General features: G+C 58.6%; 7 protein-coding genes. All 7 read right to left on the bottom strand.

Annotated features, from left to right (window positions below):
- Window positions 1-525: 525 nt before the first annotated feature.
- Entirely contained in the window at window positions 526-1,449 is a 924-nt protein-coding gene (locus FA743_RS18025) for a hypothetical protein (RefSeq protein ID WP_136887475.1), read from the bottom strand.
- A complete protein-coding gene (locus FA743_RS18020) occupies window positions 1,430-2,098 on the bottom strand; it encodes a hypothetical protein (protein ID WP_136887474.1) in 669 nt (222 codons plus the stop codon). The genes FA743_RS18025 and FA743_RS18020 overlap by 20 nt, the downstream gene beginning before the upstream one ends.
- Before the next feature lie 147 nt (window positions 2,099-2,245).
- Window positions 2,246-5,095, bottom strand: coding sequence for a patatin-like protein (locus tag FA743_RS18015; protein WP_136887473.1), 2,850 nt, complete (start codon window positions 5,093-5,095; stop codon window positions 2,246-2,248).
- Window positions 5,096-5,557: 462 nt separating this feature from the next.
- Window positions 5,558-7,231 (bottom strand): glycosyl hydrolase 108 family protein, encoded by a 1,674-nt coding sequence (locus tag FA743_RS18010; RefSeq protein ID WP_136887472.1) that lies wholly within the window; start codon window positions 7,229-7,231, stop codon window positions 5,558-5,560.
- Window positions 7,232-7,534: 303 nt separating this feature from the next.
- Entirely contained in the window at window positions 7,535-8,209 is a 675-nt protein-coding gene (locus tag FA743_RS18005) for a YcbK family protein (protein ID WP_136887471.1), read from the bottom strand.
- 90 nt (window positions 8,210-8,299) lie between these two features.
- Window positions 8,300-8,608 (bottom strand): hypothetical protein, encoded by a 309-nt coding sequence (locus tag FA743_RS18000; RefSeq protein ID WP_136887470.1) that lies wholly within the window; start codon window positions 8,606-8,608, stop codon window positions 8,300-8,302.
- A 13-nt stretch (window positions 8,609-8,621) separates the two neighbouring features.
- The gene (locus tag FA743_RS17995) at window positions 8,622-10,529 is read right to left on the bottom strand and encodes a DUF2793 domain-containing protein (protein ID WP_136887469.1); all 1,908 of its coding nucleotides are present in this window, start codon (window positions 10,527-10,529) and stop codon (window positions 8,622-8,624) included.
- Between the last annotated feature and the right edge of the window lie 2 nt (window positions 10,530-10,531).

Raw genomic sequence — 10,531 nt, 5'->3', positions numbered from 1 at the left:
AACCCCAAGCACCAACCCGTCCCGCATGATAGCCTCCATCGCATATGACGTCGGTAATGACGTCAGTAACGACGCAGGTTAAGGCACAGGCCTCACCTCAGGCAGGCGGCCACAACCGGGTGGTTACGCTTGGACCGCCGGATGCTGGAGTTTTCCGGCTTGGTCGAACTCCGTACCCTTTCCGATGACCATCCAGACCTCGTGCATTCGCCGTTGCCTGGGCGGCTCTGCCCGCTTGTCTTGAGCGGCAGTTCGTGGACAACCCAGATGCCAAAGACGAGTGCAGCCTGCAATTATCGTCCCGATGACGGGACAGGCGGTTGGCGGACTTTCTCGCGAAATCTGGTGGTCCCTTCTAGGTGAGCGAAGAGTGGCATGCCTGGTCGGTTCCAAGGGAGAGGTTGAGCAGGGCAAAGAATTGCTGAGTGTGGTCCCCAGCGCGTCTGCGAAGGAGTTGCCTGACGTTGGCGGGCTCGCTATCGGCACCGTCGCCGGACTGGCCCTGCTTACGCGCGCTCAACTTCGTCATTGCAGAACCATGCGTCCCGTTGCATCGATGGAGAAGTCGTTGACGCCCATCACTTGCGGCGCGATCGCCCCCCGAGCGTCTATAGAATCTTGTCTCAAGGTCTCCTCCATTGCTAAAGGCGTCACATTCGCCACGCTGGCGGTGGTTGCAAAATCCCAGATTCCCGGTGCGGCGGGTATCGCGCGTGCTGACTGGTACAGTTCCAGCACATTGCGCCCCTCTTCATTCAGGACAACAGACGAGGGGGTAGGGCCCGCGGTAACCAGTGGGTTCTCGGAGGCGAGTGGGTCCAGCCCGATTGCGCGGAACCCTGCCACGTAAGTGATTGAGCTGTAGGCCAGTGAAAGCCGCTCCTCCTCGACGCTCCGCAGAAAGCCCGCCGCCTCGGCTGCCTGTCGTTGGACCTCGGGGTAGTTCCCAGTTGCAATCGCGGCATAGAGCGCGTCGACGGCTCGCCGTCCCTCGGCGGGCAACTCGGGCAGGACCGCCTCGGTGCGGGCGATCTCTGCAAGGAAGCTCTGACGATTGAAGCTGGGTAGCCCGTCGCCGAGCACATCTGCGAAGGCAGCGGTCAGTATCTCCACACGGTTGGCCTGCATGGCGATAAGCATCGGCGTGGGGTCAGTCGAGCACGTAGATTTGCCCGAATAGCTTCGCGGCACGTTCACCTCGATCGTAATCGCGGCGTCGCAGGCCGGCAGGTCTACCCGGACGCAGCTATTTTCTAGTGCCTGAGGCGTGATCGCGATCGCGGCTCCGCTCCGCAGGACCCTCACGTCCGCGTTCATCGTCCATGCCGGAAGCCCTTCGGGATGGGCGCAGATAATGACGTTTACGCCATCCGCCAGGCCCGTCGACGGAAGTGCCGAAACGATAGCTGAGAAAATCCAGTTCCTTGCTCTAAACGCCGGGTGCTTCATCGGGAACCTCCTTCTTCTTCCAAATGCCTCGGACAATAATACCGAGCCCCGTCACGGCGAGGATCGCCGCCGACACGGCAAGCGCGACCGTGATTACCGTGAAATAGTGCCGCACGAGGAACGCATGCGGATCGCGTCGACCGAGCAGCAGCAGATTGGTGGCCTCCTTAATGTCGGGTGCGCAATCGCTAGACCACGGGTCGTAGAGCGCCATCAGCGGGGTAACCTTTCCGCCCGTCGGCGCGACGCGGACCGAGGTTCGCGACGATGCGATGGCCCCGAGGCAAACCCGGACTGTAGCAGGGCCCGACCCGCCGCCGTCGATCTGCCTGCCGAAGTTGGGCGGCGTCGTGACCTCCGACACCGGCGACGGGGGGGAAACGCCGGGTATCATGCCGAAGCAGTCTTTGCTCTGATCGGCACACTTAATGACGAAGCTCGCCGCATCTATCCGCTTAGTGCGCGAGACGTTCACCAAGTGAAAGACGACAGTCTCCGCGCTCGCGTCTGGCTCAAAATAATAGACGGCGGTATAACCCGAACGCAGGCTTTCGACGACGTTGGTAATGTAAAATCCAACGAGGCCCGTAAACACCGCGAGAATGCCGGTGAAAATGCTAGGCCTGATAAGCTCGGAAAGAAATCGCATGGGCAAGAACCTTATTGGGACGCATTGTATCACATCCGGGCTCGAACGGAAAAAAACTCAAACAGCACGATTCGCTGTTGCGGATGTCGAACGCTAGCCGCGACCGGGGCGGCCGGCGACCATCCTGTCAAATAAAGAGATATGCACTCATTTGCCTGTTGGGGCCGACCATTCCGTCCACAGGCTCCATGCACCAACACCCGCAAGGAGACCGACGGTTAACACCAAGGCCATCAACGCGACCCGTGTCAACAGTTTAGGCAGGGGTAGTTGCTTTCTTAAAATTCGGCCAAAAGTATAGAGTATAGTCCAAAGCGTCGCAGCCACGACCAGTATGATCGCGCCGATTGCTGCTGCCGGTGCTGCGCCAGCGAAGGTCGCTACGGCAACCAACAGCAGCCCTGCAACCATAGAAATCATCAGAATATGGCGGGCGACCATGCGCGGGAAACTTCCCGGGAGAGCAAAGGTCGCAAGTTGGGCCGAGAGGACGCCACCTGCTCGCAGTGGACGGGCAATTTTCGGGCCCGCGAAACCCAGAAGACCGGAGGAGGGCAGTCCGTCGATCATCCGGGCAAGGATACGGGCGGACCGACTGGTCCAGTCGGATATCGAGATCGCATTCGGTCCGTCTGGTTGAAAGGTGGCGTATTTCTTGAATCGTGGGACGTCGAAAGAGCTTGGTTTCGTTTCGCCGAGCGCGCCAGCTGCGAGTCGATTAACGGTTTCGTCGTCGTCGAACTGAGACTTGCGCAGCCGCGCCTTTACGAGTGCCAGACGCCGCGTGTCGGCTGAATCGAGTGTCTCAAATTCATCTTTGAGAATCGCCTCCTGCAGCAGATTCGTGAATCTCTTTCGCTCCTTGGACTTGTCTTGGCCGGGCATCAGGGCAGAAACAATCCGCTCTGCACCGTCGAGCCGACCCCAGAGGATGTCGTGCTCGCGCCAGTCGCGGTTCAAAAAGCCACCAAAGGCACGCACCTTGATTCCCGCGAGTTTGGCCGGGTCATCGTTGATTCCGCTATCGGCGGGGCTGACGCGAAAGACCTGAACGTCAGCGTTCTCCTGTGCGGTATGCCCTTCCAAAAATGGGAAGGTTACGTTGTCGTGCCAATGGAAATCGTCGTAGGACTCGAGGATTGAACTCAGATCATTCTTCTTAAGGAAGTCACGGATCCGCTTGCTACTTCTTTCAGATGCTTGGCGCAGATTAACGCCGACCTTTGCCATTGCTTTGTCGACGAGGTTCTTCACGCGTTCTTGGTAGATGCAACTTGCTGTTGAGTAGCGGTCTTCCAGAGTGATCCGGGACATGACCTCTTTGTATCCGCCTTTGAGCTCTCCTATTAGCTTCTTGATTTCGTCGGGACTGAGCAATTCACCTTGTCCGTCAGGTCCGGGTGATCTTAGGCGTCGCAGGTTCCAGTGTTCGCGCTTGACGATAGTGAGCGCCTGCCAAAGCAGTTCGACTTTTGCGTTGGGCCTTTTCAGCGCTGCATCAATTACGACGCGCAAATGACTGAGGCGGCGGAGACGGAAATCGAGATCGTACTGGGTCAGGAAGAAAGTCTCGCTCAGACGTGACCCGGGATGGGTCGAACTTGCGCCTTCGGGGTGGTAAGCATAAAATCCGTGGTCTCGCCAGGCTCGGACGACCTGTCGCAGATAGGACCACTCGTCGGACTTGAGGCTGTAGCCTGCCAATTGCGTCACAAAGTCCGTCAACAAGTCAGTCGTGCCATATACCCGAAGGTGGTGATAAAGCGGGTAGTGCCGCCCGTAGCCCTTTTGGACCAGCTCGGCGAGATCGAGTTTTTCGAAATCGTCAGGCTTCTTGGCGTGCGGTGCCGTTGTGCCAAGGGCGCTAAGTTTGTCTTGGTCCTTAGCCCAGCGATCCTGGAGAGCGCCGAGTCGACTGAGTCGCCTGTTCATTTCCGTGATGTCACGAATGTCATCGCGAATGACCTCGCGGCGTGGCAATGTCGTGGCCGCAAGTATTGCATTGCGCAGAAAGTCCACGTCTGCCTTTGGTTTCCGCTCCTCGTTGGTCTCTGGGAAGGGATCGACGAAGAGTAGCTTTCGCTCACCCGAAACCGAGGGTGTCCTGAACGGAATAAGGTCAATCGCATAGCTGAACGGCCGATTATCTAAATAGCCACCATCTGCGAAGAGCTTGGATTCGAATGCGTCGTTTTTGCCTGCGGGCATATCGCCGAAATCGCGCGTGCGTTCGCGCAGTTTCTCTGCGATCGCGTCAAGCCGCGAAGGCGGAAATGCGACGGGAAAGGAGGATGTGCAGCGTGCCGCAAAGGCGAGTAAGGAATCTTCAGTCTCGCCGAAGTCATTACGCTGCGGTTGTCCGACGCCGTCCTCGCCGGCGATATACTGGAACCGGAAGACGGATTTGTGAATCTTCTCGTCCAAGCTCATGTCGGTCAGATGGATCGGTGCGTCACGCCCCTCGAGATCAGTGGCCGTCACGAAGAGATCGAGTGTGTCATCAATGAGCGGTTTTCCGGTCGTGTTTTTGTTCATTTCGCCGAGTGTCTTGAGCAGCAGGTCGTACATGTATCGACCGTCGAGCAGCGAATTTGTCTTTCCGAGAGCGGACACCATGATACGGTCGTTCAGCAACTTCCCGAAATCGGCCTCCTCGCTCCATACCCTGCGCAGCACCGTCAGGTCTTGTGCGCCGAGAGCGAGTGCTTTGGCCAATGCCACGCCGTTTATGCCACCGGCCGAGGTGCCGGAAATGATATCGATGATGAAGCGGGTGCGCCTGCCGTCGTCCGAAAGTGCCTTCGAGAGATCGCGATAAATGCGCTCGACGTCGTTGAGTTTCAACTTGCCTTTGTCGTCCTTATCTAGAGCGTCAGGACTTGCGCTACCGCGAACCATATTCAGCAATTCCTGTGAAATGCCGTTCATGTAGATTGCGAGTGAGACGCCCCCGTAGAGCACTACTGCAAAACGCACTTCGCGAGTCGCATCGTCCATAACATCACCCTCTACAATGTTTGAGCCGTTATTCTGTGCCTGGAGCGTCGCAACAAGCGTATAGCACCTGCCGACATTCTGCTTCGTTCACCTTTGGTTGGATCAAGCTCACGCGCCGGTGCCACCCATTACGAACTTTTGATCTCGACGGGGTCACCCGGGAACTTGGTGTCCAGCTTATCCAATTTTCACGGCACCACCTCAAGAAATTGCAAACGAATGTTAGACCAAAACTGCATCGCAGCCTTAGCCTTGCTAAAGCCGCTGGCCAGTCCCACCAGTCCAATTGATGGCTATCCGTCGCGGCTCGTTGCCCCCCCTCGCCGTTGTGCAGGTTTGAATAGTGCTCGGAGGTTATATGGCCACTGGAAACCCATGCCTCCCGAACATTAATCTGGATTCAAGCATTGAACCCCCGGACGAAATAGCAGCAACAAAACCGCCATTTTCCTTTAGGAACCGTCAAGACCTTTCGTTCACCATCCCAACCAGCCGTATCGCCTTGTCCAGCTTTCCGAACATCCCCCACCCCGTGAGCAGTGAAAACAGCGTAAGTAACACTTCGGAGTTTGCAGAAACAAACTGAATGATGTCACCTGAAATTCCAAGTCTCGGCAGAACCGTCGTCAACAAAAGTCCGACAATCCCCGACACCGACTTCTTGCCATTCATTGCCTTACCGATCGTTTCGCCGAGTGCAGCGTTGATCGGTGTCAAGGGAGGCTTTCCGTCTGGCCCCGTGGTTATGGTCGCGACATCCTTGGACTTGTCGTCCCGGGAAAGCCTGTTTTTCAGAAGCAGCCCTAGCAGGGCCTTGTTGCGGGAACTTGTCGAACTGTCCGCAGAATCGGGTTCCAATACCAATTCGGCAATCTTGGAAAGCGAAGCTTTCGTGTCACCCTCTCGGGCAGAGAGCGCGATAGAAAGAATATCTTGAAGATCTACTTTGTTTTCGGAGATGTTCATAATCGCTGTCGGGCGCACACCCGCTCCTTTTGGCAGTGTATCTATGAACTCACGAAGTGCGGCCATCCTGTTCAGCCATCCGGCTCCAAAGACTGAAAATGTATCGAGGCCGCGCAGATATTTTTCATGCTGATCCATGAAAGCCTCAGCCAGAACGCTGGCATCGGTCTTCTGCACAGCCCCCATTGTCAGCCGGCCCAATATGCCATCAACCGTGAGGCGACTACCATCTACCGTCAGACCCAGTAAATTGAAGGCTTCCTGCACGAATTTGATTGCCGTTTTTGGACCGGACAGCACCGCGCAATTGTAAACCGTCATGGCCATTCGCTCGGGCATCTCGCCACAGCGGCATATTGCATAATACCTTGCCCGGAAAATCTCATCGGCTTCGGCACGGGTCAGGTTGCGAACATCCTCCACCGTCACGTCCTTGCCGCGCCAATCGGCCAGAGTACCTATCGTAATGCCCATATTCGTGGCACCGCCCCTGTCAGCGGGATGGTTCACAAAACCGCCTTCCCACCGCTTGATAAAGCTGTGGAATTTCTGAAAGCGGGGGTCGAAGGCGGCATCAGTGAATGGGCTTGGTAAGTCAATGCCGTCCTCGATCTCCAAATCCGCAAGGATCGCCAGGTCTAGAGGCGGTCGTTCGGGGGCAAGGTCGGGTTTTGGCGGCGCGGTGCCAGGTCCATCCCAATTATCGATGAGGTCCCCCAAATGCTCGGCCCAGATTTCATCGCCGCCTTTGGGGTAAATGCCTTTGCGCATCGCAGTAGCTGAAACGCCGATCAACTGAATGTGGGGCTTCTCAATCAGCTTTCCCTTTTTGTTATACAGGGGTGTCATGCCGTTTTCTTTGGCCAGTTCGTGCATCCTATTCCAGAATTTTGCTTCGGTTCCGCTATCGTCCCATGACCATTTTCCATCGATCTTCAGAACAAAATCGACGGCCAGGCCGTATTGGTGGATCGATCCCCATGGACCTACCCAAGTAACCTTCGGACGTTTGGCCTGAAGCATTGCCTGCCGTTCCGGCGTCCGGAACGCTTCATATACCTCGAACGGAATCCCTTCGCTTCTCAGTTGATTCTGTATCGCCTCGACTTTTTTGCGGATTGCCGGGTGAAGCCTGGATATATCGCTGTCACGCTTGGAGAAATTTGCCATGTTGCTAGCCGTTTCCCATTGGTTGATACGACGGGTATATTATTTGCAGACGCAGAAAGTTTTATCGATTTCTCGAAATTCAGTCGCAAAAATATTGAAAGGTCTGCTAGGCCATTCTCGGCACGATTTGCCTCCAAAGTAGGACTTCATGTTAACAAAATTTTTTGGCAGAATCATCATATATTTTTATCGATGAAGTAGTGGTCTTCTTTTCTGCTTCGCGCCGCCGGGACTGAACACCTAGCAAAAGGCCTAGCGCTTTGCGTGCCGGGCCGCTGGCAGGGGCGGTGGTCATCCAGTCCATCACCGCTGACCCCGCCTCCAGTCGTCGATCCGGGCGTGAATTGCGACAGCGATGCCGATCAGTGCTACGGCGATGAACACCCAGCGCAGGGTCTCAAGATAGGGCACCAGCGGCAGGATAGCTGATTGGGTTTCCGCCAGGACCTCTTGGGCGACCTCCACTCCAGCGGCACCGACAGTAGCGATACCTGCCGCCCCTCCGCCTTGTAGGGTGCGACTTTCAGCCAACACCTCCCTTGCCGGCGCAATATCCGGCGCAAAGGCCGTTGCGCGTGTGGGGAAAGGCTCGCCCCAGCTGCGCGCAGGCCCGAGGTCGATGTGCATGAACCCGGACCGGGGATACGTCCCGAACCCCAGGAAACCGACCGCTCGGGCGGCCTTTGCAAACGTTGCAGGGTTATGGTTCGACATGGAAATATCGAACGCTGTGCCCAGCATGTGCTTGGAGGCAGGAGCACCGCCAACGGCGCGGTTGTGGCTCGGGCTGCGATAGGCGGAGCGGACGATCAGCGGCTTGCCAAGGCGATCGCGCAGTGCCTGCAGCTTATCCATGGCTTCGGTGTTGATCCTGATGGACCCCGTGCCGCGACAGGCTATCTCGGCGGGTGAGAAATTGGGCCAGCGCCATGCGGCTTTGGGGACATCACTGAAATGGGCATAGGTCGTGGTCGTCATGGTGTCGGTCTCCAGACATGAAAAAGCCCGCCAGTATGGCGGGTGGGGTCATTCGGCTTGGTGGTGCTTGTCGTCAGATCAAACGGACGCTCAGCCTGAGCGGCCACGCTGGAAGGCCTCGAACATCAGGTTGCGCATGGCGCGGATGTCGGTCTCGATGCGCTCCAGCCGCTGCGCGTCGCTGGCCCGGTCCTCGGCGCGCTGCCGATCCACGCGGCTGCGCTCGGTGGCCAGCTCCTTGTCGAGACGGACCAGCATTGCATCGTTGGTGAACGCCTTGCGAGTGACAGAGGCGAGCAGCGCCACCGTGCCACCAATCAGTGCAGTGAGGGCTGCGGTAACGCCGTGATCGCGAAACGCCTGAGCGACGTCCTGCAGGAGTGTAGGGCGGTGGGTCATGGGGACGATCCTCTCAGAAGTCGGTCTCGACGTAGACGCCGGAACAATCATAGGCGACGGCCGCGGCGGTGCTGCCGGTGTTCATGTAATTGCGCGGGCTGAGCATTTGGGTCGGCGCTGGCATGTCCGTGGTGATGGTCCGCTCGACTGCCGTCCCGCTCACCTCCTCGACCACGCGCACTCCGATCTCTGTGCCGTTCGGAGCAGCAGCAATGTAGAGGGTCAGCACATTGGTCAGGCTGGCGACCGGGAAGGCCGGGCCCAGGTCGACCAGGGTTGGAGCGCCACTGCCGTCATTGTGGACCACCTGCCAGTTCGTATGAGTGCCACGCTGGAACCCGATCCCAACGCAGTTGATGACCACTGGAAGTGTCAGGTTGGCGGCCAGCGCAGCAACCGAACCGTACAGGCCGAAGAACCCCATGCCCGTGGTCTGCAGCGTGGTCAGCGACAGGCGGTTCACATAGCTCCACCCGCCGAGGCCCTCAGCATTGCCGCGCCAGCAGACCCAGCCTGCTGAACGTTCGTCGGCGATCGCATCGACCGTTGCCGCACTGGTGACACGCCACCGCCGCATGCTGGTCGAGAGGTTGGTGGTGGTCAGCGTTGGCGTAGCCACTGTCCCGACGGAGGTCCGTGGCATGCCATGGGTGTTCACCGTTGTCCCGGAGGACGGCGCCCATGTGGCAATCCGGTTGACTCCGAAATGCGGCTGCAGGGGAAAGAACCGCCCCGAGGGTCGCTGTACATCCAGCCATCCCGCACCCGCGCGTTCGCGGGAATAGACTGCCAATTTTCCTGCCGGGGGTGGATCCGGCGTTGCCGGCAGGCTGGGCATCAGCACAGGCCCCGCTAGTTCGACCCGGCCAGTCCCACGCTCAATTCTCACTGCCTCATGGAAAGTGCCGCCATCCGGGCTGACTTTGATGCTGAAATCATCGCTACCGAGCAAGCCCAGCAGCGCCCGGGCCGAGAACCCGGTCTTGAAGGCGAAGGCCGCATCATGGGCCGGGGCGGCCTTGTTGAACGTCGCCTCGATCCCAGCGCCGGCGTTGTTGAACAGCATGGCGGGGGCATTGATCGAGAAGCGATTGTAGCTGTCCGCCGCTGCGCCACCGAGGCCCAGCAGCTGCGCGGTCAGGTTCGCCTGCGGCATGGCCACCGCAGTCACCGCATTGGCAAAGGTCACAGTCGGCGTGTTGACCACTGTTGCACCGCCCGCACCCGCGGTCGCGGAGCCGATATTGACCACAGTCATGGAGCCCGCAGCGCCGCCGGTTCCCAGGTTTAGCGTCTTGGCAGCCGCGCTGGTCGTGGCACCGGTGCCAATGCCGTAGCTGGCGGTGCCAGTTGCTGTGCCGATCGCGGCGGCTGCTGCCGAGACGGTGAAGGTGCCCGAGAAGGTCTTGTTGCCTGTGAAGGTCTGGGTGCCGGCCAGGATCGCCAGTTCTGACGAGGTGTTCGGCAGGCTGAACGTCCGCGTCGCCCCGGTGCTGATGCCAGACAGTGAGAACATAGCCAGCTTGGTTAAGTCTGCGTCATTGACGAGGGTGAACTCAGCATCTGACAACTGTGATGCGCCACCGACCGGATCCCAGCTACTGCCGGTCCAGACCACGAATGCGGCCTCATCCCCCACCCAGGCCAGCCAGCCCGGCCGCGGGACCAGGCGCGTCCAGACGCCATCAGTCCAAAGCGCGATGTTTAAGTCCCAGCCTGCCCAGAGGCCCGTAGCGCCGGACGCGACGATATGGCGATCGCCATCGGCAGGCGCGGGCGGGGGTGCCGTTTGACCGCGATCGCGCACCGAGAGCTGGACCATGGCGTCCAGCAGGCGCAGGGCCTCATTATGGGTGACATGCTTCTGCGCCTGCGATGCCATGATGTAGGGCAGCAGGAGGTGGGTTGTGATGTCGGACATGG

The organism is Paracoccus gahaiensis (assembly GCF_005048225.1).
Classification (GTDB): domain Bacteria; phylum Pseudomonadota; class Alphaproteobacteria; order Rhodobacterales; family Rhodobacteraceae; genus Paracoccus; species Paracoccus gahaiensis.
Note: the sequence above shows the minus strand (reverse complement) of the source record. Positions and strands in the feature narration are given on the sequence as shown.